The sequence below is a fragment of the Alicycliphilus denitrificans K601 genome, assembly GCF_000204645.1.
GTDB classification, from domain to species: domain Bacteria; phylum Pseudomonadota; class Gammaproteobacteria; order Burkholderiales; family Burkholderiaceae_C; genus Alicycliphilus; species Alicycliphilus denitrificans.
The window spans coordinates 3,943,523-3,964,897 of record NC_015422.1; the positions used below are offsets into that span (position 1 = coordinate 3,943,523).

24 protein-coding genes are annotated in these 21,375 nt (G+C 68.9%); 11 read left to right on the forward strand and 13 right to left on the reverse strand.

The annotated features are described in order from the left end of the window. Positions 1–33 precede the first annotated feature (33 nt). A complete protein-coding gene (locus ALIDE2_RS18770) occupies positions 34–531 on the reverse strand; it encodes a hypothetical protein (RefSeq protein WP_013517985.1) in 498 nt (165 codons plus the stop codon). Between the two features lie 16 nt (positions 532–547). After that, a complete protein-coding gene (locus ALIDE2_RS18775; RefSeq protein WP_013517984.1) occupies positions 548–1,672 on the reverse strand; it encodes a JmjC domain-containing protein in 1,125 nt (374 codons plus the stop codon). A gap of 53 nt (positions 1,673–1,725) precedes the next feature. Between ALIDE2_RS18775 and ALIDE2_RS18780 the strand changes: the two genes are divergently transcribed. Next, positions 1,726–2,250, forward strand: coding sequence for an FKBP-type peptidyl-prolyl cis-trans isomerase (locus ALIDE2_RS18780; RefSeq protein WP_013517983.1), 525 nt, complete (start codon positions 1,726–1,728; stop codon positions 2,248–2,250). 6 nt (positions 2,251–2,256) lie between these two features. Here the strand turns inward: ALIDE2_RS18780 and dut are convergent, their stop codons facing one another. From dut to coaBC, 3 genes are all read right to left on the reverse strand, one after another. Further along, complete coding sequence (gene dut / locus ALIDE2_RS18785) at positions 2,257–2,703, reverse strand: dUTP diphosphatase (protein WP_013517982.1); 447 nt, start codon at positions 2,701–2,703, stop codon at positions 2,257–2,259. A gap of 68 nt (positions 2,704–2,771) precedes the next feature. After that, on the reverse strand, positions 2,772–3,173 hold the full coding sequence (locus tag ALIDE2_RS18790; protein WP_013517981.1) for a hypothetical protein: 402 nt from the start codon (positions 3,171–3,173) through the stop codon (positions 2,772–2,774). Then, positions 3,170–4,396, reverse strand: coding sequence for a bifunctional phosphopantothenoylcysteine decarboxylase/phosphopantothenate--cysteine ligase CoaBC (gene coaBC / locus ALIDE2_RS18795; RefSeq protein ID WP_013517980.1), 1,227 nt, complete (start codon positions 4,394–4,396; stop codon positions 3,170–3,172). The genes ALIDE2_RS18790 and coaBC overlap by 4 nt, the downstream gene beginning before the upstream one ends. 75 nt (positions 4,397–4,471) lie before the next feature. Here coaBC and ALIDE2_RS18800 point away from each other — a divergent pair, with 75 nt between their 5' ends. The 5 genes from ALIDE2_RS18800 (at position 4,472) to ftsB (ending at position 9,061) form a co-directional block, all read left to right on the forward strand. Beyond that, the gene (locus tag ALIDE2_RS18800; protein ID WP_013722902.1) at positions 4,472–6,121 is read left to right on the forward strand and encodes a CTP synthase; all 1,650 of its coding nucleotides are present in this window, start codon (positions 4,472–4,474) and stop codon (positions 6,119–6,121) included. 5 nt (positions 6,122–6,126) lie between these two features. Then, positions 6,127–6,984, forward strand: coding sequence for a 3-deoxy-8-phosphooctulonate synthase (kdsA, locus tag ALIDE2_RS18805; protein ID WP_013517978.1), 858 nt, complete (start codon positions 6,127–6,129; stop codon positions 6,982–6,984). Between the two features lie 2 nt (positions 6,985–6,986). Continuing rightward, positions 6,987–7,277, forward strand: a complete 291-nt coding sequence (locus ALIDE2_RS18810; RefSeq protein WP_013517977.1) for a DUF1330 domain-containing protein — start codon at positions 6,987–6,989, stop codon at positions 7,275–7,277. A 182-nt stretch (positions 7,278–7,459) separates the two neighbouring features. Continuing rightward, positions 7,460–8,746, forward strand: coding sequence for a phosphopyruvate hydratase (gene eno, locus ALIDE2_RS18815; protein ID WP_013517976.1), 1,287 nt, complete (start codon positions 7,460–7,462; stop codon positions 8,744–8,746). Between the two features lie 27 nt (positions 8,747–8,773). Continuing rightward, positions 8,774–9,061, forward strand: coding sequence for a cell division protein FtsB (gene ftsB, locus ALIDE2_RS18820; RefSeq protein ID WP_013517975.1), 288 nt, complete (start codon positions 8,774–8,776; stop codon positions 9,059–9,061). A gap of 69 nt (positions 9,062–9,130) precedes the next feature. On the opposite strand, the gene ALIDE2_RS18825 is transcribed toward ftsB, so the two are convergent. The 6 genes from ALIDE2_RS18825 to ALIDE2_RS18850 all read right to left on the reverse strand — a co-directional run bounded on the left by ALIDE2_RS18825 (position 9,131) and on the right by ALIDE2_RS18850 (position 13,697). Next, on the reverse strand, positions 9,131–9,910 hold the full coding sequence (locus ALIDE2_RS18825) for an ABC transporter ATP-binding protein (RefSeq protein ID WP_013517974.1): 780 nt from the start codon (positions 9,908–9,910) through the stop codon (positions 9,131–9,133). Positions 9,911–9,920: 10 nt separating this feature from the next. Next, positions 9,921–10,634, reverse strand: coding sequence for an ABC transporter permease (locus ALIDE2_RS18830; RefSeq protein ID WP_013517973.1), 714 nt, complete (start codon positions 10,632–10,634; stop codon positions 9,921–9,923). After that, complete coding sequence (locus tag ALIDE2_RS18835; protein ID WP_013517972.1) at positions 10,631–11,320, reverse strand: ABC transporter permease; 690 nt, start codon at positions 11,318–11,320, stop codon at positions 10,631–10,633. Before ALIDE2_RS18835 ends, ALIDE2_RS18830 begins: the two co-directional genes overlap by 4 nt. 30 nt (positions 11,321–11,350) lie before the next feature. Then, entirely contained in the window at positions 11,351–12,112 is a 762-nt protein-coding gene (locus ALIDE2_RS18840) for a transporter substrate-binding domain-containing protein (RefSeq protein ID WP_013517971.1), read from the reverse strand. Positions 12,113–12,176: 64 nt separating this feature from the next. Then, positions 12,177–13,163: an Hsp33 family molecular chaperone HslO gene (gene hslO / locus ALIDE2_RS18845; protein WP_013517970.1), complete on the reverse strand. Its 987-nt coding sequence runs from the start codon at positions 13,161–13,163 to the stop codon at positions 12,177–12,179. Positions 13,164–13,172: 9 nt separating this feature from the next. Continuing rightward, positions 13,173–13,697 carry a gamma carbonic anhydrase family protein gene (locus ALIDE2_RS18850; protein WP_013517969.1) on the reverse strand — a complete coding sequence of 175 codons (525 nt, stop codon included), beginning with the start codon at positions 13,695–13,697 and terminating at the stop codon, positions 13,173–13,175. 49 nt (positions 13,698–13,746) lie between these two features. Between ALIDE2_RS18850 and ALIDE2_RS18855 the strand changes: the two genes are divergently transcribed. From ALIDE2_RS18855 to ALIDE2_RS18865, 3 genes are all read left to right on the forward strand, one after another. Next, entirely contained in the window at positions 13,747–14,553 is an 807-nt protein-coding gene (locus ALIDE2_RS18855; RefSeq protein ID WP_013722903.1) for a ferritin-like domain-containing protein, read from the forward strand. Positions 14,554–14,641: 88 nt separating this feature from the next. Beyond that, positions 14,642–15,910, forward strand: a complete 1,269-nt coding sequence (locus ALIDE2_RS18860; RefSeq protein ID WP_013722904.1) for an EAL and HDOD domain-containing protein — start codon at positions 14,642–14,644, stop codon at positions 15,908–15,910. A gap of 37 nt (positions 15,911–15,947) precedes the next feature. Continuing rightward, a complete protein-coding gene (locus ALIDE2_RS18865) occupies positions 15,948–17,234 on the forward strand; it encodes an EAL and HDOD domain-containing protein (protein WP_013517966.1) in 1,287 nt (428 codons plus the stop codon). A 19-nt stretch (positions 17,235–17,253) separates the two neighbouring features. Here ALIDE2_RS18865 and ALIDE2_RS18870 read toward each other — a convergent pair whose 3' ends face one another. Then, positions 17,254–18,237: a Bug family tripartite tricarboxylate transporter substrate binding protein gene (locus tag ALIDE2_RS18870; protein ID WP_013517965.1), complete on the reverse strand. Its 984-nt coding sequence runs from the start codon at positions 18,235–18,237 to the stop codon at positions 17,254–17,256. A gap of 271 nt (positions 18,238–18,508) precedes the next feature. On the opposite strand from ALIDE2_RS18870, the gene ALIDE2_RS25820 reads away from it, so the two are divergent. Together ALIDE2_RS25820 and ALIDE2_RS18880 are read left to right on the forward strand one after the other, a co-directional pair. Beyond that, positions 18,509–19,570, forward strand: coding sequence for a PAS domain-containing protein (locus tag ALIDE2_RS25820; RefSeq protein WP_013722905.1), 1,062 nt, complete (start codon positions 18,509–18,511; stop codon positions 19,568–19,570). Positions 19,571–19,973: 403 nt separating this feature from the next. Beyond that, a complete protein-coding gene (locus ALIDE2_RS18880) occupies positions 19,974–20,672 on the forward strand; it encodes a winged helix-turn-helix transcriptional regulator (protein ID WP_013520484.1) in 699 nt (232 codons plus the stop codon). A 2-nt stretch (positions 20,673–20,674) separates the two neighbouring features. Here the strand turns inward: ALIDE2_RS18880 and ruvC are convergent, their stop codons facing one another. Continuing rightward, positions 20,675–21,223, reverse strand: a complete 549-nt coding sequence (ruvC, locus tag ALIDE2_RS18885) for a crossover junction endodeoxyribonuclease RuvC (RefSeq protein WP_013520483.1) — start codon at positions 21,221–21,223, stop codon at positions 20,675–20,677. Positions 21,224–21,375 lie beyond the last annotated feature (152 nt).

Genomic DNA, 21,375 nt, shown 5'->3' on the forward strand with positions numbered 1-21,375 from the left:
CGCGACCTTTGTTACCACAAAGGATTTGCGCCGTCACAAACCCAGCGTCGAAGCGGGAAAACCCGGAGAACTCTTGCGCTCCACCCATTCGAGCAGCGATTCGCGCAGCAGAATGCGCCGCTCGGGCTCCGTTCCCGTCACGCCGCGGCAGCGCAGCGGGTCGTGCCGATGCAACACCCAATGCGGCGACCAGATGGAACTGGGCAGGTCCTGCGGGTCTGCCGCGCCGGCCCGGCGGCACACGATGATGTGGTCCCAGCGCACGCGCCACTGCACGAAGCGCGCGTGCCGGCGCACGACCTCGTCGTAGCCGGCGGCGATCAGGGTCAGGCGCCGCCCCGTGCGCGCCCATTGCTGCAGCGACTCGACCGCCGCGCGCTCGCCCAGGGGCCAGTCGTGGAAACTGGCGTCGCACAGCATCAGCTCAGACCAGCCCTCGCGCGCGGCGCAGGCCAAGGCGTCGCGCACCAGTTGCTGGAAGGCCTCGCGGCCCTCAAATCGGCCGCCGGGCAGCTGCGGCGCCGTTGGCATGGGTGCGTCGCTCATATCAGACCGCGGGGCCCGCATGGACCCAGCCCGCTTCGCACCACGTCGACAGTAGCTCCAGCGCCGCATCGCTGGCGCGTGCCAGCTCGCGCGCGCCCAGCCGGCGCTCGTCGGCCAGCTGGCGCATGAGCGCGGCGTCGCGCCCCGCGGCGCGGTAGCTCTCGCCGTTGATGAAGACATGCTTGTCGTCGTACATCATGCGGGTGCGCCTGTCGAGCGCCACGCTCTCGAGCATCACGCCCGCCTGCGCGGGCTCGAACCAGACGTTCGGCTTGGGCTCGGTCAACGCCTCGCCCAGGGCGCATTCGAGCGCCTGGGGCTGCTCCAGCGCCCGCTGCACGGCCTTGCGCGCAAACTCCTGCAGTCCGGCGGGAATGGCCCCGGGGCCGGCCACGGCCGGCTGCTGCGGGTCGCGGTAGATGGCGCCCTCCTCGTCGGCCGCGGCCTCCGCCATGCGCTGGAGCACTTCGTGGGCCAGCTGCGCGCCGTTGGGCGAGCGAAAGCCTATGGAATACGTCATGCACTCGCCCTCGGCGATGCCGTCGTGCGCCCAGCCCGGGGGCAGGTAGAGCATGTCGCCGGGCTCCAGCAGGTATTCTTCCTCGGGCTCGAAGGCCGCCAGGATCTTCAGCGGCAGGCCGGGGCGCAGCGTCTTGTCCTTCTGCCGGCCGATGCGCCAGCGCCGCTGCCCATGGGCCTGCAGCAGGAACACGTCGTAATTGTCGAAATGCGGCCCCACGCCGCCGCCGTCGGTGGCGTAGCTGATCATCAAGTCGTCGAGCCGCGCCTCGGGCACGAAGCGGAACTGCTGCATGAGCGCGTGCACGGCGTCGTCGTGCAGATCCACGCCCTGCACCAGCACGGTCCAGCGCGGCGTGCCCAGCGGCGGCAGGGAGCGGCGCGCCAGCGGCCCATGGCGCAGCACCCATCGGCCGGCCTTGTCCTGGATGAAGCGCGACTCCACGCCGTCCCGCCCGGCCAGCTCCAGCAGCTCGGCGCGGGTCAGGAGCGGCTTGAAGCCGGGCATGGCCTGGCGCACCAGGAGGGGTTTCTTGTGCCAGTGGCGGCGCATGAACTGCGCCGGGCTCAGGCCCCCGAGCAGGGCCAGCGGTTGTTCTACATCCATGGAATCGACGGGGCCGCGCGGGCGGCAGGGCAACGAACTGCGACAATTGTCCTATGGAAATAACCGAACAATGTGTGGTCGCCTTGACCTGGGTCTTGAAAGACACGCTGGGCGACGAGCTGGACGTGCTTGACGATCCCGTGGAGTTCCTGGTCGGCGGCGACGACCTGCTCGCGCGCATCGAAGAGGCGCTGCAGGGCCATGGCGTGGGCGCGGAGCTGGCGCTGCACCTGGAGCCCGAGGACGCCTTCGGCGACTACCAGGACAAGCTACTGTTCCTGGAGCCGCGCCAGCTGTTCCCGGCCGACATCGAGGAAGGCATGACCTTCGACGGCACGGCCCTGCCCCAGGGCGTCAACCCCGAGGCGCCGCGCGACGCGCTCTACACCGTGGCGCAGATCTATCCCGAGCACGTGGTGCTCGACGGCAACCACCCGCTGGCCGGCATCGCCCTGCGCCTGCAGCTCAAGGTGCACGGCGTGCGCGAGGCCACCGAGGAGGAAATCGGCCGCGGCACGGCCGGGACGGGGTTCTTCCGCATACAGCCGCAGGCGCCCGGCAACGAGCTGCTGCACTGACCCGGCTCAGTGCTTCCCGGTGGAGCCGTAGCCGCCCTCGCCGCGCTCGCTCGCGGGAAAGTCCGTGACCACGTTGAACTGCGCCTGCACCACCGGCACGATGACCAGCTGGGCCAGCCGCTCCATGGGCTGGAGCGTGAAGGCCGTGTCGCTGCGGTTCCAGGCGCTGACCATGAGCTGGCCCTGGTAGTCGCTGTCGATCAGCCCCACCAGATTGCCCAGCACGATGCCGTGCTTGTGCCCCAGGCCCGAGCGCGGCAGGATCAGGGCCGCGTAGCCCGGGTCCTTGAGGTAGATGGCGATGCCCGTGGGCACCAGTTGCCAGGCGTTGGGCGCCAGCAGCAGCGGCGCGTCCAGACAGGCGCGCAGGTCCAGCCCGGCGCTGCCGGGCGTGGCGTAGGCGGGCAGCTGGTCCGCCATGCGCGGGTCGAGAATCTTGACGTCGATCTTCATGATGGGTGCGGGGCCTTCATGGGGCGCCGCAGTGTGCAAAGCCTGCGATCATCGCGCAAAAGAGGGAGTCAGCGGCGTTCGCCGCCGGACTTGCGCCGGGCCTTCCAGAGGCTGTAGCCCACGCCCGCCAGCACCAGGCCCACGACGACGAAGGGCAGCAGCGAGGGCGCGAACCACATCAGCAGCACGAATAGGATCCACAGCAGCAGGGGCCATTTGGCCGGCAGCTGGCGGGCGGCGGCCCTGCCGCGCGCCTTGCCTGCCGGCTGCCCGCCCGCGATGGCGGCGGCGGAAGGCGCGGATGCGGCCTGCGCGGGCGCGGGCGCGGCGCGGGCGTCGCCCGCCTTGGCCGCCGCCTGCGCCGCCCCGCGCTGCTGGTCCGCCCGTTGCATCAGGCGCTCGACGTAGCGCGCGTAGTCCCCGTCCGGCGGCCCCTCGGGACCGCCCGGGCCGAGGTTCGGCCCGTTCATGGCGCAGCCGCCACGCCCAGGCGCCGCGCGATCTCCGCCACGAGCTGGCGGCCCAGCTCGGCCTTGGGAGCGCGCGGCAGTTCCTGGTGGCCCTGCGCATCGACCAGCAGCAGCGCGTTGTCGTCCTGGCCGAAGGTGGCCGGGCCGATGTTGCCCACGAGCAGCGGCACGCCCTTGCGCGCGCGCTTGGCGCTGGCGTGCTCCAGCAGGTTCTCGCTTTCGGCGGCGAAGCCCACGCAGTACAGGCTGCCCGAGCGTGCGCGCTCGGAGCGCGCCACGGTGGCCAGGATGTCGGGGTTCTCGACGAAGGCCAGCGCGGGCACCTGGCCCGATCCGTCCTTCTTGATCTTGTGCTCGGCACTGCTGGCTGGCCGCCAGTCGGCCACGGCCGCGGTAGCTATGAAGACAGTAGCACCCGGCACTTGCCCCTCGACCGCTTCGAGCATGTTTTGCGCAGAACGCACGTCGATGCGCCGCACGCCGCGCGGCGTGGGCAGGTGCACGGGGCCGGCGACCAGCGTGACCTCGGCTCCGGCCTCGCGCGCCGCGCGGGCGATGGCGAAGCCCATCTTGCCGGAGGACAGGTTGGTGATGCCGCGCACCGGGTCCATGGCCTCGAAGGTGGGGCCGGCCGTGATCAGCACGCGCTGGCCCGCGAGCAGCTTCGGCGCGAAGAAGGCCGCCAGGTCCTCCAGGATCTCGGCGGGTTCGAGCATGCGGCCGTCGCCGGTCTCGCCGCAGGCCTGGTCGCCGTTGCCCACGCCCAGCACGGCGGCGCCGTCCTGCGCCAGCTGGGCCAGGTTGCGCCGGGTGGCGGGGTGAGCCCACATCTCGCGGTTCATGGCCGGTGCGACCAGCAGCGGCACGCGGTCCACGGGCCGCGCCAGGCACAACAGGCTCAGCAGCTCGTCGGCGCGCCCCTGCACCAGGCGCGCGGCGAAGTCGGCGCTGCATGGCGCGATGAGGATCGCGTCGGCCTCGCGGCTCAGGTTGATGTGGGGCATGTTGTTGGCCTCGCGCGCGTCCCATTGCGAGGTATAGACCGGCCGCCCGGACAGAGCCTGCATGGTGACGGGCGTGATGAACTGCTCCGCCGCCTCGGTCATCACCACCTGCACGGTGGCGCCCGCCTTGACGAGCAGCCGGGTCAGCTCGGCGCTCTTGTAACAGGCCACGCCTCCGCTCAGGCCCAGGACGATGTGTTTGCCAACGAGTGCATTCATGGAACGGCATTTTGGCAGAGCGGCCGGGCATGGATGGGACTTCTATAATCCCGATTTCCCACCACCAAAAAAGACATGACCAAATTCGTCTTCGTCACCGGCGGTGTGGTGTCTTCCCTGGGCAAGGGAATCGCCTCAGCCTCCCTTGCCGCGATCCTCGAATCGCGGGGTCTCAAAGTCACCCTCATCAAGCTCGATCCGTACATCAACGTCGATCCGGGCACCATGTCTCCCTTCCAGCACGGCGAAGTCTTCGTGACCGACGACGGCGCAGAGACCGACCTCGACCTGGGCCACTACGAGCGCTTCATCGAGACGCGCATGAAGCAGGCCAACAACTTCACCACGGGCCGCATCTACCAGAGCGTGCTCGAAAAAGAGCGTCGCGGCGACTACCTCGGCAAGACAGTGCAGGTGATCCCGCACGTCACCAACGAGATCCAGGAGTTCATCAAGCGCGGCGCGGGCATAGGCACGCCCGACGCGGTGGACGTGGCCATCTGCGAGGTCGGCGGCACGGTGGGCGACATCGAATCGCTGCCCTTCCTGGAGGCCGTGCGCCAGCTCTCGCTCAAGCTCGGGCCCAACAACTCGGCCTTCGTTCACCTGACCTACCTGCCCTGGATCGCCACGGCCGGCGAACTCAAGACCAAGCCCACGCAGCACACGGTGCAGAAGCTGCGCGAGATCGGCATCCAGCCCGACGCGCTGCTGTGCCGCGCGCACCACGCCGTGCCCGAGGAGGAGTGCGAGAAGATCTCCCTGTTCACCAACGTGGCCGAGTGGGGCGTGATCAGCATGTGGGACGTGGACACCATCTACAAGGTGCCGCGCATGCTGCACGAGCAGGGCCTGGACGGCCTGATCTGCGACAAGCTGCGCCTGAACACCCCGCCCGCCAACCTCAAGCGCTGGGACGCGCTGGTGCACGAGACCGAGCACCCGCAGGGCGAGGTGCAGATCGCCATGGTGGGCAAGTACGTGGAACTGTCGGACGCCTACAAGTCCGTCAACGAGGCGCTCAAGCACGCGGGCATGCAAAGCCACGTGCGCGTGAAGATCACCCACGTCGATTCCGAGACCATCACCGACGCGAACGCGGCCGACAAGCTCGGTCAGTACGACGCCATCCTCGTGCCCGGCGGCTTCGGCTCGCGCGGAGTGGAGGGCAAGATCAGCACCGCCAGGTACGCCCGCGAGCGCAAGGTGCCCTACCTGGGCATCTGCCTGGGCATGCAGGTCGCCACCATCGAATACGCGCGCCACATGGCGGGCCTGGAGGGGGCGAACTCCACCGAGTTCGACCCGCACTGCAAGCACCCCGTGATCGCCCTCATCACCGAGTGGAAGGACGAGGACGGCACGATCAAGACGCGCGACGCCAATTCCGACCTGGGCGGCACCATGCGCCTGGGCGCACAAAGCTCCGACGTGCAGCCCGGCACGCTGGCCCACAGCATCTATGGCAGCGTGGTGACCGAGCGCCACCGCCACCGCTACGAGGCCAACACCCAGTACCTGGACAAGCTGCGCGCGGCGGGCCTGGTGATCTCCGCCCTCACCCAGCGCGAGCACCTGACCGAGATCGTGGAGCTGCCCCGCGAGGTGCACCCCTGGTTCATCGGCGTGCAATTCCACCCCGAGTTCAAATCCACGCCCTGGAACGGCCACCCGCTGTTCAACGCCTTCGTGAAGGCGGCCGTGGAACACCAGAAGAAGGCTTGACCACCATGCAACTCTGCGGATTCGACATCGGCCTTGACCGCCCCTTCTTCCTCATCGCCGGCCCCTGCGTGGTCGAGTCCGAGCAGCTGCAGATGGACGTGGCGGGCCGGCTCCAGGAGATCACTGCCTCCCTGGGCATCCCCTTCATCTTCAAGAGCAGCTACGACAAGGCCAACCGGTCGAGCGGCGCGAGCTTTCGCGGCCCCGGCATGGAAAAGGGGCTGGAGATACTCGCCAAGGTGAAGAAGCAGCTCGGCGTGCCCGTGCTGACCGACGTGCACACCGAGGCCGAGATCCCCGCCGTGGCGCAGGTCGTGGACGTGCTGCAGACGCCTGCGTTCCTGTGCCGCCAGACCGACTTCATCCGCGCCGTGGCGCAGTCGGGCAAACCCGTGAACATCAAGAAGGGCCAGTTCCTCGCGCCGCACGACATGAAGAACGTCATCGACAAGGCCCGCGCCGCCGCGCGCGAGGCGGGCCTGTCCGAAGACCGCTTCATGGCCTGCGAGCGCGGCGCGAGCTTCGGCTACAACAACCTCGTGTCCGACATGCGCAGCCTGGCCATCATGCGCGAGACGGGCGCCCCGGTGGTGTTCGACGCCACGCACAGCGTGCAGCTGCCCGGCGGCCAGGGCACGAGCAGCGGCGGCATGCGCGAGATGGTGCCCGTGCTCTCGCGCGCGGCCGTGGCCGTGGGCGTGGCGGGCCTGTTCATGGAGACGCACCCCGACCCGGCAAGCGCGCTGTCGGACGGCCCCAACGCCGTGCCGCTCAAGCACATGCGCGCATTGCTGGAGACGCTGGTGCAGCTCGACGCCGTCACCAAGAAGAACGGCTTTCTCGAAAACGACTTTGGAGCCTGAGCATGGCAAGCGGCTACATCATTGCGTCCGTCACCGTCACCGACCCCGCGCAGTACGAGGAGTACAAAAAGTGGAGCTCCGAGGCCATGCGCGCGCATGGCGCCGAGGTCTGCGTGCGCGGCGGCAAGGTCGAGGTGCTCGAAGGCGACTGGAACCCGGGCCGCACCGTGGTGCTGAAGTTCCCCAGCTTCGAGGCCGCCCGTGCCTTCCACGACTCGGCCGAATACCGCAAGGCGCGCGCCGCGCGCGAGGGCGCCGCCGTCATGCGCATGGTCGTGGTCGAGGGCCTGTGACGCGCACGGCGCATCCCGGGCAAAGCCGTTGCACCCGCGATGCGCGCAATCGCCGCCGCGCCATCGCCCATACTGTGCGGCGCGGTGGCTGCGGCCAATGCATTGTTTTTGATAGCTGCAGGCGCTTGCCTTGCAAGCCTTTGATGCCAATTTGACCCGAAACTTTTGCAAAGAGGAAAACCATGAGTGCCATCGTTGACATCGTAGGCCGCGAAGTGCTGGACAGCCGCGGCAACCCCACCGTCGAGTGTGACGTGCTGCTCGAATCGGGCGTGATGGGCCGCGCCGCCGTGCCCTCTGGCGCCTCCACCGGCAGCCGCGAGGCCATTGAGCTGCGCGACGGCGACAAGGGCCGCTACCTGGGCAAGGGCGTGCTCAAGGCCGTGGAACACATCAACACCGAGATCAGCGAGGCTGTGCTGGGCCTGGACGCCTCCGAGCAGGCCTTCCTCGACAAGACCCTGATCGACCTGGACGGCACCGACAACAAGAGCCGCCTGGGCGCCAACGCCATGCTCGCCGTCTCCATGGCCGTGGCGCGCGCCGCGGCCGAGGAAGCCGGCCTGCCGCTGTACCGCTACTTCGGCGGCATGAACGGCTGCCAGCTGCCCGTGCCGATGATGAACGTCATCAACGGCGGCGCGCACGCCAACAACACGCTGGACCTGCAGGAGTTCATGATCATCCCCGTGGGCGCGCCGTCGTTCCGCGAGGCGCTGCGCTGGGGCGCCGAGGTGTTCCACGCGCTCAAGAAGATCATCAACGACCGCGGCATGAGCACGGCCGTGGGCGACGAGGGTGGCTTCGCCCCCAGCGTGGAGAACCACGAGGCCGCGATCCAGCTCATCCTGGAAGCCATCGACAAGGCCGGCTACACCGCCGGCGAGCAGATCGTGCTCGGCCTCGATTGCGCCGCGAGCGAGTTCTACAAGGACGGCAAGTACGTGCTCGAAGGCGAAGGCGGCATCCAGCTCACGGCCCAGCAGTGGACCGACATGCTTGCCGCCTGGGTGGACAAGTACCCCATCATCAGCATCGAGGACGGCATGGCCGAGGGCGACTGGGACGGCTGGAAGCTGCTCACCGAGCGCCTGGGCAAGAACGTGCAGCTGGTGGGCGACGACCTGTTCGTGACCAACACCAAGATCCTGAAGGAAGGCATCGACAAGAACATTGCCAACTCCATCCTCATCAAGATCAACCAGATCGGCACGCTCACCGAGACCTTCGCCGCCATCGAGATGGCCAAGCGCGCCGGCTACACCGCCGTGATCAGCCACCGCTCGGGCGAGACCGAGGACAGCACCATCGCCGACATCGCCGTGGGCCTGAACGCGGGCCAGATCAAGACCGGCTCACTCTCGCGCTCGGACCGCATCGCCAAGTACAACCAGCTGCTGCGCATCGAGGAAGACCTGGGCGACGTGGCCGAATACCCCGGCCGCGCCGCGTTCTACAACCTGCGCTAAGCCCCAGCACGCCACCGCTCCGCCGCCATGGTCACGCGCATCGTCCCCCTCGTACTGCTGCTGCTGCTCGTGGCCATCCACGCGCAGCTATGGGCCGGGCGCGGCAGCGTCGGCAACGTACAGGACCTGCGCCAGCAGATCGCCGCGCAGCAGGCGGCCAACGCCCAGGCACGCCTGGCCAACGAGCGCTTGGCCGCCGAGGTGAACGACCTCAAGGGCGGCCTGGAAATGGTGGAGGAAAAGGCGCGCGGCGAGCTGGGCATGGTCAAGCAGGGCGAGATCTACGTCCAGGTGGTGCGCCCCGCACAGCGCTGAACTTCCCAAGCCAAAAGAGCTGCCAGCGCTTGCCCATCAAGCGCTGGCAGCTCTTTTTTTCGCAGCAACCTATTTCAGGTTGCCCGACAGGAAGCGCGCCAGCCGCTCGCTGCGCGGGTTGGCCATGACCTCGCGCGGGTCGCCCTGCTCCTCCACCAGCCCCTGGTGCAGGAAGATCACGTGGTTGGACACCTCGCGCGCGAAGCCCATTTCGTGCGTGACGACGAGCATGGTGCGCCCCTCCTGGGCCAGCACCTGCATCACGCGCAGCACCTCGCCCACGAGCTCGGGGTCGAGCGCGCTGGTGGGTTCGTCGAACAGCATCACCTCGGGCTCCACGGCGAGCGCCCGGGCGATCGCCACGCGCTGCTGCTGGCCGCCGCTCATGTGGTTGGGGTAGGCGTCCTCGCGCCCCTCCAGGCCCACCAGGCGCAGGTACTTGCGCGCGCGCTCCACGGCCTCGTCGCGCGGCAGGCCCAGCACGTGCACCGGCACCTCGATGATGTTGGCGAGCGCCGTCATGTGCGCCCACAGGTTGAAGTGCTGGAACACCATGGCCAGGCGCGTGCGCAGGCGCTGCAGCTGCTTCTGGTCGGCCGCCTCCAGCGCGCCGTCCTGCGCCGGACGCAGCCGCAGCTCCTCGCCCGCCACCAGGATGCGGCCCTGCTGCGGGCGCTCCAGCAGGTTGATGCAGCGCAAGAGCGTGCTCTTGCCCGAGCCCGAACTGCCGATGATGCTGATCACGTCGCCCGCGTGCGCCGTGAGCGACACGCCCTTGAGCACCTCGTTGGCGCCGTAGCGCTTGTGGATGTCCAGGGCCTGGAGTTTGACGGGGGTGTTGCGGTTCATGAAGGAAAGGTCATGCTTTGCGCGGCGCCAGGTAGCCCAGGAAGCGCCGCTCCACGAGCCTGGTGGCGCCGATCAGGCACAGGGTGATGCACAGGTAGATGGCCGCCGCGAACAGGTAGGCCTCGAACGGCAGGTAGAAGTCGGCGTAGACGCGGCTGGCCGCGCCCGTGAGGTCGGTCAGCGCCGGCACGGTGCTGGCGAGGCTGGAGCTGTGCAGCATCATCACCACCTCGTTGCCGTAGGCCGGCAGCATGCGGCGGATGGCGCTGGGCAGCACGATGCGGCGCATCAGCATCCACGGGCCCATGCCCATGGCGCGCGCGGCCTCGACCTCGCCCTTGGATGTCTCGCGGATGCTGCCCGCCAGCGTCTCGGCCGTGTAGGCCGCCGTGTTCAGGCTGAACGACAGCAAGGCGCAGAAGAACGGCTCCTTGAAGTTCGTCCAAGGCCAGACGTCGTCCCAGCGCGCCTGCACCCATTCGAGCTGGGCCACGCCGTAGTAGATCAGATACACCTGGATCAGCAGCGGCGTGCCGCGCATGAAATAGGTGAAGGCCTGGGCCGGCCAGCGCAGCCAGGCATTGCTGCCGACCAGCGCCAGCGCGCAGGCGAGTGCCAGCACGGCGCCCAGCCCCAGGCTGTAGAGCGTGAGCTGCAGGGTGACGAGCAGGCCCTCGCCATAGAGCGCCAGCGTGTCCGGCTCGAAGATCACCAGCCAGTTCATAGCAGCTGCACCCTGTCGGTGCCCAGGCTGTAGCGGCGGCTGACGGCGCGCAGCGCCCACAGCGACAGCGAGGTATAGGCCAGGTAGATGGCCGCGGTGAACAGGAAGAAGGCGAAGGGCTCGCGCGCGGCGGCGCTCGACTGCTTGGCCAGGTAGGTCATGTCGTGCAGCCCGATCAGGCTGACCAGGGCCGTGGCCTTGATGAGCACCAGCCAGTTGTTGGTGAAGCTCGGCAGCGCGTAGCGCACCATCTGCGGCAGGGTGATGCGCACGAAGGTGCGCAAGCGTCCCATGCCGAAGGCCCAGGCGGCCTCCATCTGGCCGCGGGGAATGGCCAGGATGGCGCCGCGGAAGGTCTCGGTCATGTAGGCGCCATAGATGAAGCCTATGGTCAGCACGCCGGCGACGAAGGGATCGAGGTCCACGCCCTCCTGGTTGCCCCAGAGCTCCGCCAGGCTGTTGAGGCCGATGGCGCCGCCGTAGAAGACGAGCAGCATCATGAGCAGCTCGGGGATGCCACGCACCACCGTGGTGTAGAGCTGAGCCAGCCACACCAGCGGGCGCCGGCCCGAGAGTTTGGCCGCCGCCCCCGCCAGGCCCAGCAGCGTGGCCACCGCCAGCGATGCCAGGGACACGCCCACGGTGAGCAGCGAGCCATTCAGGATGGCCAGGTAGTAGTCACGCATTCAGACACACGCGCCGGGAGGGCCCGCGGCTCACTTGCCGTAGGGGTCGAAGTCGAAGTACTTCTTGGCGATCCTGGCGTAGGTGCCGTTGGCGCGGATGGTGTCGATCGCCTCGTTGAGCTGCTTCTTCAGGTCGCCCTGGCCCTTGCGCAGCGCGATGCCTATGCCTTCGCCGTAGTACTTCGCGTCGTACTGGTCGGGGCCCACGTAGCCGTAGTCCTTGCCCTCGGGCTTGCGCAGGAAGCCGCCGTTGACCTCGACCTTGTCGGCCACGGTCCCATCGAGGCGCCCGGCCTGTATGTCCAGGTAGACCTGGTTCTGCGACTGGTAGGGCACGACCGTGACGCCGGCGGGCTTGAGCTCGCCCAGCGCCCATTTCTCCTGCGTGCTGCTCTTGAGCACGCCGATCTTCATGCCCTTGAGCGAGGCCGGCCCCTCGTACTTGACGCTCTTCTTCACCACGATGGCGCTGGGTGTCTTGTAGTAGCGATTGGTGAAGTCCACCACGCGCGCGCGCTCGGGCGTGATCGACATGGAGCTGATGACCACGTCGAACTTCTTGGCCTGCAGGCCGGGGATGATGCTGTCCCACTCGGACTCGACGAACACGCACTTGCGCTTGATCTGCTCGCACAGCGCGTTGGCGATGTCCACGTCGAAACCGACGATCTCGCCCGAGGCGGTCTTGGACTCGAAGGGTTCGTAGGCGGGGTTCAGCCCCACCCGCAGGTCGGCCGCACAGGCCGCACCCGCCAGGCCCACGAGGGCCAGGGCGGCGATTTTCTTTTGCATGGCGATATTCCTTGGAAATCAGGCGCGAAAGGCGTTATTGTCGCCGCGCCGGACAACGCTCCACCTATTGCACGCTGGACGACACCGGCGGCTGCTGGCCCGGCGCCGTGAACAGCTGGGCCGCGTCCACCGCGTCGAAATGGTATTGCTGGCCGCAGTATTCGCAGCCCACCTCGATGGAGCCGCGCTCGTCCAGGATGCCCTGCACCTCGTCGATGCCCAGGCTGCGCAGCATGTTGCCCACGCGCTCGCGGCTGCACGAGCACGCGAAGCGCGGCCCGCTCTCGCCGCGCTGGGGCACGAAGCGCAGCAGCCTTTCCTCCCAGAACAGGCGGCGCAGTATGGTCTCCACGTCCAGGCTCAGGAGTTCGTCGCGCGTGAGACTGGCGGCCAGCGTGGCGATGCGGTTGTAGTCCTCGTTCAGGCCGATCTGGTCCTCGTCGCCCCGCCCCGCGGCGCCCGCCAGGTTGCCCTCGCCCTTGGCGGGCATGCGCTGGATCAGCAGGCCCGCGGCCACCTCGTCGTTGGCGGCCAGCACCAGCGTGGTGTCCAGCTGCTCGGACTGCAGCATGTAGTGCTGCAGCACGTCGGAGAGGCGGTGCAACTTCTCCTTGCGGTCGCCGTGCAGCGGCACCACGCCCTGGTAGGGCTGCTGGCCCGGCAGGCGGTCCTGCGGGTCGAGCGTGATGGCGCAGCGCCCGCCGCCGCCTGCGTTCACCAGGTCGGCCATGCCGGCATGGGCGGGCAGTTCGCCCGACACCGATGCCGTGGCGCGCAGGCTCAGGTCGGAGCGCACCTCGGCCACGGCCAGCTTGACCGGCCCGTCGCCGAAGATCTGCAGCACCAGCGCGCCGTTGAACTTGATGTTGGACTGCATCAGCACGGCGGCGGCGGCCATCTCGCCCAGCAGCTCGCTCACGGGCGCGGGGTAGGCGCCCGTCTCGGTGTTGCCGGCGCGGCGTGCGAGCAGCTCCGTCCAGGCGCCGGTCAGGCGCACGATCATCCCGCGCACGGGCAGGCCATCGAACAGGAATTTGTGCAGTTCGGACATCCGGTCGTACTAATCCAGCTTGCGCAGGCCCGCCTTGAAGCGGCGCGCGTTCTCCATGTAGTGCTGCGCACTCCGGCGCAGCCCCTCGATCTGCTCGGGCGAGAGCTGGCGCACGACCCGGGCGGGGCTGCCCAGGATCATGGAGCCGTCGGGAAACTCCTTGCCCTCGGTGACCAGTGCGCCGGCGCCCACCAGGCAGTTCTTGCCGATCCTGGCGCCGTTGAGCACCACGGCGCCGATGCCGATCAGCGACTCGTCGCCTATGGTGCAGCCATGCAGCATGACCTTGTGGCCCACCGTGACGCGGTCGCCGACGACCAGCGGCTGGCCGACGTCGGCATGCAGCACGCTCGCGTCCTGCACGTTGGAGCCCGCGCCGATGCGAATGCTCTCGCAGTCGCCGCGCACCACCGTGCCGAACCACACGCTCGCATCCTCGGCGAGCACCACGTTGCCCATCACCTCGGCGCTGTCGGCCACCCAGGCCGAGGCTGCCACCTGCGGCGCAACGCCATCGAGTTCATAGATCGCCATGGGCCAGTGCCTCCAGTCTTTTCATCTAGGGAAACCTACAATTGTAAAGATGGAGCTTCGCCAACGCGCCCTGCAGGTCTTGTGCCTTCCGGATCCTGAAGAAAAATCAGCTGCAGCGCTTGACATGCGAGCGCTGGCAGCTTCTTTTTCAATAGCATCCCACACACCCGTGCCGCCCCCGGACGCATACGCCCTGCCCGGCCGGCCGGCGCGGCCCGAGCTGCTGCACCACCAGGCGGTGGCGCGCCGCTCGCCCGCCACGCCGCAGGGACGCGCGGCGCTGATCCACGCCATCGCGCACATCGAGTTCAACGCCATCAACCTGGCGCTGGACGCCATCTGGCGCTTTCCCGCCATGCCCGACCGGTTCTACCTGGACTGGCTGCGCGTGGCCGCCGAGGAGGCCCGGCATTTCCGCCTGCTGCGGGACCACATGCGCGAACACCTGGGCCACGACTACGGCGACTTCCCCGCGCACCAGGGGCTGTGGAGCATGTGCGAGAAGACGGCGCACGACGTCGTGGCGCGCATGGCCCTGGTGCCGCGCACGCTGGAGGCGCGCGGGCTGGACGCCACGCCCCTGATCCAGCACAAGCTGCGCAGCGTGGGCACGCCCGACGCGCTGGCCGCCGTGGGCATCCTGGACATCATCCTCGCCGAGGAGGTGGGCCACGTGGCCATAGGCAACCACTGGTACGCCTGGCTGTGCGCGCGCCAGGGGCTGGACCCGGTGGCGCACTACGCCCTGCTGGCCAAGCGCTACGAGGCGCCGCGCCCCAAGCCCCCGATCAACGCGGCCGCGCGCCGCGCCGCCGGCTTCAGCGAGGCCGAGCTGCTGTGGCTGCAGCACGGCTGAATACGCCACGGGCGCCCGGGGCTTCTTGCCTACAATGAGCGGCCGCTGCTGCGGCGTCCCATTCCCCTTGCTTCGCCTCAACCCAGCCATGCCGTCCACGCCTTCCGCTCCCCATGCCCTCGGTCCGTCCGCGCCCGCGCCGGGCGCCGGCGCCATGATCGCGCGCCAGGCCATCATGGACGACCGGCAAGCGGTCGTCGGCTACGAGCTGTTCAACCGCTCGCGCACGCAGACCGGGCATACGGCCGCCAGCGACGTGCTACTGGTCTTCACGGCGCTCTCGCATGCCGGCTCCGAGGAGCTCGTGGGCCGCATGCTGATCTTCGTCAACTGCACCCACGAGAGCCTGGCCGGCGGCCACCTGGAGCTCGTCAACCCCGACAAGGTGGTGCTGGAGATCCCCCCGCTGGGCCACGTGGCGGCGCAGGAGGTGCAGGCCCGCCTGCCCATACTGGCCGGGCTGCGCGCACGGGGCTTTCACCTGGCCTTTGGCCACCAGGTGCTGGAGTCGGCCTATGCCCCGTGGCTGCCGCTGGCGGACTACATCAAGCTGGACATGGCGGTGCTCGCGCCCGACCAGCTGGCCGTGCTCGTCAGCTACGCCGGGCGCCACTCGCAGGCCCGGCTGATCGCCGAGAAGATCGAGACCGCACAGCAGTACGACATGGTGTCCTCGCTGGGCGTGCGGCTGTTCCAGGGCTACCTGTTCTCGCGCCCCACGCTGGTCGAGGCCAGGCTGCTCAGCCCCTCGCAGGCCAGCATCGTGCAGCTGCTCAACCTGGTGCGCAGCCAGGCACCCACCTCCGAGATCGAGGAGGCGCTCAAGAAGGACGCGGGCCTGGCCTTCAACCTGATGCGCCTGATCAATTCCGCCGGCCTGGGCCTGACGCGCGAGATCACCTCCTTTCGCCAGGCGGTGCTGCTGCTGGGCCTCAAGAAGCTGTTCCGCTGGGCCGCGCTGCTGCTCACGGTCGCGCGCAGCGGCGGCACGCCCCCCGCCGTGGGCCAGACCGCCGTGGTGCGCGGCCGCCTCATGGAGCTGCTGGCCCGGGAATTCATGTCGCCCGAGCAGGCGGACCAGGCCTTCGTGATCGGCGTCTTCTCCATGCTCGACCAGATGCTGGGCATGCCGCTCGAGCCCGCCCTGAGCCTGCTTCACCTGCCCGACGAGCTGGCCGCGGCGCTGCTCAGGCGCGACAACGCGTACGGCCAGCTGCTCACCCTGGCCGAAGCCTGTGAATCCAGCGACGACAGCCGCTTCGACCAGGCGGCGCAATCGCTGCGCCTGTCGAGCCAGCAGATCAACCTGGCCCACCTGCAAGCCCTGGCCTGGGCCGACCAGATGACGCAGGGCTGAACCTTTTCCGCAGACAACTCACGCACCACACCCATCCATGTCCAGTACCGCAGACCCCGACTCATCGCTGTCCACCGTGCCGCAAAGCGGCCCGGTGGATGCAGACAACCTCGTGATCATCGCGCGCCAGGCCATCCTGGACGAGCAGCGTGCCGTCTACGGATACGAGCTGTTCGACCGCAACACCGCCGCCGACTCCCACACCGCGGCCAGCGACGCGTCGCTGCTGTTCAACGCCCTGTCCTACGCCGGCTCCGAGGCGCTGATCGGCAAGACGATCGTCTTCGTCAACTGCACGCATGAAAGCCTGGCCGGCGGCCACCTGGAGCTGATCCACCCCGACAAGGTGGTGCTGGAGGTGCCCACGCTGGCCGCGGGCGCCACGCCCGAGCAGATCGAGCAGATGCTGCCCACGCTGCAGTCGCTGCGCACGCGTGGCTTCCGGCTGGCCTTCAGCCAGGACGTGCTGCGGCGCGCCTACATGGGCTGGCTGCCGCTGGCCTCGTTCATCAAGCTGGACATGCAGGCCTTCAAGCCCGAGTTGGCCGAGCCGCTGGTGAAGTTCGCACGCGCCAATTCCCAGGCCACCCTGATCGCCGAGAAGGTGGAGACGGCCGAGCAGCACGAGCGCATGGCCGCCCTGGGCGTGAAGCTGTTCCAGGGCTACTGGTTCGCCCGCCCGGCGCTGGTCAAGGCGCAGACCATACGCCCGTCGCAGGCGACCATCATCCAGCTCATCAACCTGGTGCGCCAGCAGGCCGGCACGGCCGAGATCGAGGACCTGCTCAAGAAGGACCCCACCCTGTCCTTCAACCTGCTGCGCTTCATCAACTCCTCGGGGTTCGGCCTGTCGTGCGAGATCACCTCGTTCCGCCACGCGGTGATGATCCTGGGGCTTAAGAAAATGTTCCGCTGGGCGGCGCTGCTGCTGACCACCTCGCGCAAGGACGGCGCGCCACCCGCCGTGGGCCAGACCGCCGTGGTGCGCGGGCGCCTCATGGAACTGCTCGCGGCCGAGCTGCTGCCGCCCGAGGAATGCGACAACGCCTTCGTGGTGGGCGTGTTCTCGCTGCTCGACACCATGCTGGGCATACCCATGAAGCGTGCGCTCGAGAGCGTGGCTCTGCCCGAGCCGGTGCTCGACGCGCTGCTGCGCAACCAGGGCGTGTTCGCCCCCTTCCTGGAGCTCACGCGCGCCTGCGAGAGCGGCGACGACGAAGCCTTCGCGCGCACGGCCGAGGCGCTGCACTTGTCCAACCGCCAGGTCAACTGGGCCCATCTGCAGGCCCTGGCCTGGGCCGACAGCATGACCGCAGAGGCGTAGCGGCCTTCTTTCTTCTTTTTTAGTTGAGCCGGATGCCAGCCGCGCGGATGATGCGCGCGTTGCTCTCGGACTCGGCGGCGATCTGCCGCTGGAACTGCGCCGCCGTCCCGCCCGTGGGCACGTTGTCCGATGCCTCCAGGCGCACCTTGACGTCCGGCTGCGCCAGGGCGCGGTTGATCTCGGCATTCAGGCGCTCCAGGATGGGGGCGGGCGTGCCGGCCGGCGCGAAGATGCCGAACACCGAGTTCAGGTTGGCCGCGGGCAGCTTGAGCTCCTGCAGCGTGGGTACGTCGGGCAGCGACTCCAGGCGCCTGGGCGCCCCCACGGCCAGCGGGTGCAGCTTGCCCGCCTGGATGTGCTGCATCACGGCCGGCCCGGCGTTGGTGGACAGCACCTCGAACTGCCCGCTCAGGGCGTCGTTGAGCTGCTGGCCGCCCCCCTTGTAGGGCACGTGCGTGATCTGCACGCCCGCGCCCTGCATGATGTGTTCGAGCATGATGTGCCCCAGCGACGCCAGGCCCGAGGTGGCCCAGCGCACCTGCCCCGGGTGCGCCCTGGCGCCGGCCAGCAGGCCCTGGAAATCACGCGCCTGCAGGGCCTGCGTGCCCAGCAGCAGCACGGGCGAATACATCACGCTGGCCACGGGCGCGATGTCGCGCTCGGGATCGAACGGCGACTTGCCCAGGTGCGGGTTGAGTACCAGCGGGCTGATGGCGGAAAAGCCCAGCGTATAGCCGTCGGGCGCGGCCTTGGCCACCGCGTCCATGCCTATGGTGCCGCCAGCGCCGGCCTTGTTCTCCACCACCACGGGCGTACCCAGGCGCTGCGCCAGCTTCTCGCCCAGCGCGCGCGCCACCACGTCGCTGACGCCGCCCGCGGGATAGGCGACGACCATGCGGATGGGCCGGGCGGGCCACGGGGCGGCGGGCTGGGCGCTGGCGGCCCAGGGCAGCAGGGTCAGGGGCAAGGCGGCCAGCAGGCGCCGGCGCAGGGAATCGGTCATCGCGCGTACCTTCACGGAGGGCAAAAAAGGGAAAGCCCGGATTGTCACCCCTTCACCCGGCCACGGGAGACGGGCTGCAGGCTTTTCACGCGCGCGCTCCATCCCCTCCTCCGGCGGAGACAGCAGTTCCAGCACTGACACGCCCAGCCCCGCGGCCAGCCCGTGCAGCACGGTGAGCGTGGGGTTGGGGCCAGGCGCTGCAGCGGCGCATCGCGCTCGGCGCGCGGCTGGAGGAGGCGCTCGCGCAGTCGCGCATTCCCAAGGACGCACCATGCGCATCAACCTGCCCGTCACCGCCAGCGAATTCACCTTCGACGAGCGCGACACCCTGGTCTCGGTCACCGACACCAGCGGCAGCATCACCTACTGCAACCACGCGTTCATCCACGTGAGCGGCTACGCCCGCGAGGAGCTGCTGGGCCAGCCCCACAACATGATCCGCCACCCCGACATGCCCGCGGAGGCCTTCCGCGACATGTGGGAGACCATCGCGTCGGGCCGGCCGTGGACGGGCCTCGTGAAGAACCGGCGCAAGAACGGCGACTTCTACTGGGTGCAGGCCAACGTCACGCCCATGCGCGAAGGCGACCGCATCACCGGCCTCCTGTCGGTGCGCACGCAGCCCATGCACGAGCAGGTGCAGGCCGTGCAGGCGCTCTACGCAACGATGCGCGCCCAGGCCGAGGCGGGCCAGCAGTTCGTGCGCACGGGCAGTTGCGCGCTGCCCGCGCCCGATGCCGATCCCGCCACGCTGGCAGACGACGTGTCCGCGCCCCTGCCCAGCGTGGTCAACGCGATGAAGCATGACCTGACCCTGCTGCGCCGGGGCGAGATGCTGGTCGTGCATTGCCTGGCCGGCAGAGTTCCTGCAGCGGTACGAGGACACGATCCTGCGCAAGATCATTTGACCCAAGAAAGAAAACCCATGACGATCAATACAACACTCAACAAGGTCGCCGCATCCGTTCCGGAATGCTTGGCCGCGGGCTACGTGGACACCGCATCGGGCATGCTGCTCGCCATCAAGACGGTGGACTCCCATCCACGCGAGGTCATCGACCTCGTGGCCGCCGCCACAGCCGATCTGTTCAACGGTCCCAACGTGCCGTTGATCGAGCGCATGTTCAAGAAGTCGCGCGGCCTGCAGGACAACGACGACCACCACTATTTTCAGGAAATCATCGTCAACAGCGACAACCTGATCCACGTGTGCCTGCGCGGCAAGACCCAGCCCGACTACGTCGCCGTCTTCGTGTGCCTCCGCACCGCCAACCTGGGCATGGCGCTCACCAAAGCGCGGATCGCCATGCCCGAACTGGAGGCCGCCCTCTAGGGCGAATCGACATTCAAACACCCCCGTCGTTGCCCATAGCGGCCCGCCAGGCCAGGCGCGAGGAGGACGCTGGTGGCACCAGCAACCGAGGAGCAACGACGCATGGCGGGCCGCTATGGGCACCCTTCGGGCCAAGGCCCTGGGCAGCCTCCGGCGTCGTTGCTCGCCGCTGGTGTATCCCGATACACGGCGCGGCTCGCGCCTAGCCGTTGACCGCCCAGGGTCTTGGCGGCGGGGGTGTTTGAATGTCGATTCGCCCTAGGACCATGCTGCGCCACGGGCCCGGGAGGCTCAAGTTCTGTTTGTGAAGCCGGCCGGTTCACTCTCTGAACTGGCGGCCGCCCCGCGATCGGCGTAGATTGGGCGTTTGCCGCGCGGCGCGCCCCGCGCGGAAGGCAAGCCCATGGCCTCAGCCAGCTACCGCCAGTTCTGCCCCGTGGCCATGGCCGCGGAGGTGCTGTGCTGCCGCTGGACGTTGCTGGTGGTGCGCGAGCTGATGATGGGATCCAGCCACTTCAACGACCTGCGCCGCGGCGTGCCGCGCATGTCGTCGGCGCTGCTGGCCAAGCGCCTCAGGGAACTGGAGGCGGCTGGCATCGTGGAGCGCACGCGGGCGGCGGGCGCGGCCGAGGGGCATGTCTACCGCCTGACGCAGGCCGGCCGGGAACTGCGCCCCATCGTCGAGGCGGTGGGCGCATGGGGCCAGCGCTGGGTGAAGACCGAGGCCACGTTGCGCCACCTGGACGCCAACCTGCTGATGTGGGACATCCGCCGCCACGTCCACCCGGAGCCGGCGCCGGCGGCGCGCACCACGATCGAGTTTATCTTCTGCGACCGCCCGCTGTCCGAGCGCAACTACTGGCTGATCGTGGAGCCCGCGTGCGACGTGGACCTGTGCACGGTGGACCCCGGCTTCGAGGTCGACCTGTACGTGAGCACCGACCTGCGCACCCTCACCGCGCTGTGGCTGGGCCACGTGGGCTGGGCCCAGGCCAGCGGTAGCGGCGCCATCCGCTTCATGGGGACGCCGGAGCGCCAGAGCGCGTTGCGCCGCTGGCTGGGAACGAGCACGTTTGCCGCCGTGCCCCGGGCCGTCGGCTGAAATCAATAGCTGCGCCCGCCCTTGTACATGGCGTGCTGGCGCCGCGAGAGCTGCGCCACCGCCCCCACGCGCGCCATGGCCGCGCCGGCGTGGGCGTGGGTGATGGCCAGGCCCAGCGCGTCGGCCGCGTCGGTGCCCGGCAGGCCGGGCAGGGCGAGCAGGCGGCGCACCATCTCCTGCACCTGCGACTTGGCCGCGCGGCCGTGGCCGACCACGGCCTTCTTCATCTGCAGCGCCGTGTACTCGGCCACGGGCAGGTCGGCGTTCACCAGCGCCGTGAGCGCCGCGCCGCGCGCCTGGCCCAGCAGCAGGGTGGACTGGGGGTTGACGTTGACGAAGACGATCTCCACCGCCGCCGCATCGGGCCGGTAGCGCGCCGCGACCTCGGTGATGCCGTCGAACAGCAGCTTGAGCCGGCCCGGCAGGTCGCCCAGCGCCAGCCCGGTCGTGCGTATGGTGCCGCTGGCCACGTAGGCCAGCCGCTGGCCGTCCACGTCCACCACGCCAAAGCCCGTGGTCTGCAGGCCGGGGTCGATTCCCAGGATTCTCATTGCTATCGAAAATAGAGCTGTTGGCGCCTGTTGGGTGGGCGTTAGAGGCTGTTTCGAGTCAAGGTGCCGGCGCATGGAATGAAAGAGCGCCGGCTGTGCCGGGTATAGGGAGCACGTACCGACAAACGTGCCGATCCCGGCAGAAGGAGGTG

What these genes read in the sequence shown, in the direction of transcription:
- dut (WP_013517982.1), bottom strand. Translation starts at nt 2,703, where the DNA reads ATGAAGATCGACGTCAAGATTCTCGACCCGCGCATGGCGGACCAGCTG.
- ALIDE2_RS18870 (WP_013517965.1), bottom strand. Translation starts at nt 18,237, where the DNA reads ATGACCGATTCCCTGCGCCGGCGCCTGCTGGCCGCCTTGCCCCTGACC.
- ALIDE2_RS25820 (WP_013722905.1), top strand. Translation starts at nt 18,509, where the DNA reads ATGCGCATCAACCTGCCCGTCACCGCCAGCGAATTCACCTTCGACGAG.
- ALIDE2_RS18800 (WP_013722902.1), top strand. Translation starts at nt 4,472, where the DNA reads ATGACCAAATTCGTCTTCGTCACCGGCGGTGTGGTGTCTTCCCTGGGC.
- ALIDE2_RS18855 (WP_013722903.1), top strand. Translation starts at nt 13,747, where the DNA reads ATGGAGCTTCGCCAACGCGCCCTGCAGGTCTTGTGCCTTCCGGATCCT.
- ALIDE2_RS18880 (WP_013520484.1), top strand. Translation starts at nt 19,974, where the DNA reads ATGGCCTCAGCCAGCTACCGCCAGTTCTGCCCCGTGGCCATGGCCGCG.
- ALIDE2_RS18850 (WP_013517969.1), bottom strand. Translation starts at nt 13,697, where the DNA reads ATGGCGATCTATGAACTCGATGGCGTTGCGCCGCAGGTGGCAGCCTCG.
- ALIDE2_RS18810 (WP_013517977.1), top strand. Translation starts at nt 6,987, where the DNA reads ATGGCAAGCGGCTACATCATTGCGTCCGTCACCGTCACCGACCCCGCG.
- ALIDE2_RS18865 (WP_013517966.1), top strand. Translation starts at nt 15,948, where the DNA reads ATGTCCAGTACCGCAGACCCCGACTCATCGCTGTCCACCGTGCCGCAA.
- ALIDE2_RS18840 (WP_013517971.1), bottom strand. Translation starts at nt 12,112, where the DNA reads ATGCAAAAGAAAATCGCCGCCCTGGCCCTCGTGGGCCTGGCGGGTGCG.
- kdsA (WP_013517978.1), top strand. Translation starts at nt 6,127, where the DNA reads ATGCAACTCTGCGGATTCGACATCGGCCTTGACCGCCCCTTCTTCCTC.
- ALIDE2_RS18825 (WP_013517974.1), bottom strand. Translation starts at nt 9,910, where the DNA reads ATGAACCGCAACACCCCCGTCAAACTCCAGGCCCTGGACATCCACAAG.
- ALIDE2_RS18860 (WP_013722904.1), top strand. Translation starts at nt 14,642, where the DNA reads ATGCCGTCCACGCCTTCCGCTCCCCATGCCCTCGGTCCGTCCGCGCCC.
- ftsB (WP_013517975.1), top strand. Translation starts at nt 8,774, where the DNA reads ATGGTCACGCGCATCGTCCCCCTCGTACTGCTGCTGCTGCTCGTGGCC.
- hslO (WP_013517970.1), bottom strand. Translation starts at nt 13,163, where the DNA reads ATGTCCGAACTGCACAAATTCCTGTTCGATGGCCTGCCCGTGCGCGGG.
- ALIDE2_RS18830 (WP_013517973.1), bottom strand. Translation starts at nt 10,634, where the DNA reads ATGAACTGGCTGGTGATCTTCGAGCCGGACACGCTGGCGCTCTATGGC.
- ruvC (WP_013520483.1), bottom strand. Translation starts at nt 21,223, where the DNA reads ATGAGAATCCTGGGAATCGACCCCGGCCTGCAGACCACGGGCTTTGGC.
- ALIDE2_RS18780 (WP_013517983.1), top strand. Translation starts at nt 1,726, where the DNA reads ATGGAAATAACCGAACAATGTGTGGTCGCCTTGACCTGGGTCTTGAAA.
- coaBC (WP_013517980.1), bottom strand. Translation starts at nt 4,396, where the DNA reads ATGAATGCACTCGTTGGCAAACACATCGTCCTGGGCCTGAGCGGAGGC.
- ALIDE2_RS18790 (WP_013517981.1), bottom strand. Translation starts at nt 3,173, where the DNA reads ATGAACGGGCCGAACCTCGGCCCGGGCGGTCCCGAGGGGCCGCCGGAC.
- eno (WP_013517976.1), top strand. Translation starts at nt 7,460, where the DNA reads ATGAGTGCCATCGTTGACATCGTAGGCCGCGAAGTGCTGGACAGCCGC.
- ALIDE2_RS18835 (WP_013517972.1), bottom strand. Translation starts at nt 11,320, where the DNA reads ATGCGTGACTACTACCTGGCCATCCTGAATGGCTCGCTGCTCACCGTG.
- ALIDE2_RS18770 (WP_013517985.1), bottom strand. Translation starts at nt 531, where the DNA reads ATGCCAACGGCGCCGCAGCTGCCCGGCGGCCGATTTGAGGGCCGCGAG.
- ALIDE2_RS18775 (WP_013517984.1), bottom strand. Translation starts at nt 1,672, where the DNA reads ATGGATGTAGAACAACCGCTGGCCCTGCTCGGGGGCCTGAGCCCGGCG.